The organism is Vibrio sp. 10N.261.52.A1 (assembly GCF_002876325.1).
GTDB lineage: Bacteria > Pseudomonadota > Gammaproteobacteria > Enterobacterales > Vibrionaceae > Vibrio > Vibrio chagasii.
This window is the reverse complement of the sequence record NZ_MCYD01000320.1, coordinates 1-738: the sequence shown is the minus strand read 5'-3', so window position 1 is coordinate 738 and position 738 is coordinate 1. Positions and strand designations below refer to the sequence as shown.

The window sequence follows — 738 nt, the reverse complement described above, 5'->3', positions numbered from 1 at the left end:
ATGACTCACTTCCTCACTCAAAAGAAGACCTTAAGGTCAGAGAAATGATTACAGTTAATCAAAAAGGTGAGGCTATTTCTAGTCAAGATATTAAGAATGTTTCGATACTTGAACCATTTTCAGTGTTCCAGAAAATTAATGAATATATATCTACAACCGCAAACATTGAAGAGTTATTAGAAGGTGTTGATTACAATGACACACTTAATGGGAAAAATATTCGAGAAGAGTTATCAAATGTAGTTGGTAAAAGCTATTCTAGCATAAAAGTTTATGAAATAGAGGATATCTTTCCTGACGATGAATCATTTATTCTTCCCATCTTTGAAGTGGTAACGAATACGGGTCTTAGATACTCGAACAACAAGATGGGTACAGGGGAGTTCATATGTATATATATGTTTTGGTATCTAACTTGGATCGAAAAGGAAACAGTGTTACTCATTGATGAATTAGAGAATTCAATATCTGCTTACAGTCAAACACGCTTGTTAGACTATATTGCGAAGGTCTCAAGTATTAAAGGAATTTGGTGTGTAATTACAACACACTCTGAACATATATTGCATAAGGTGGGACTTACTAATATTAGGATTGTTTCGGAACTGCCAAGTAAGGGCTTACATGTTGTCAAGCCTGAACACCAAATGAAGTACTTAAACTCTCTTGGGGTTGGTAAAGATATAACTGGGTCTATTTTATTAGAAGATTCATGTGCACTATCTTTCTGTAAAGAGA

Annotated in this window: 1 protein-coding gene; it reads left to right on the top strand. The window is 34.1% G+C overall.

Features of this window, described 5'->3' with window-relative positions; genetic code table 11:
* Positions 1-44: 44 nt before the first annotated feature.
* Positions 45-738, top strand: a 694-nt coding sequence (locus BCT81_RS03915) for an AAA family ATPase (protein WP_133152533.1), incomplete at its 3' end; no start/stop codon positions are given.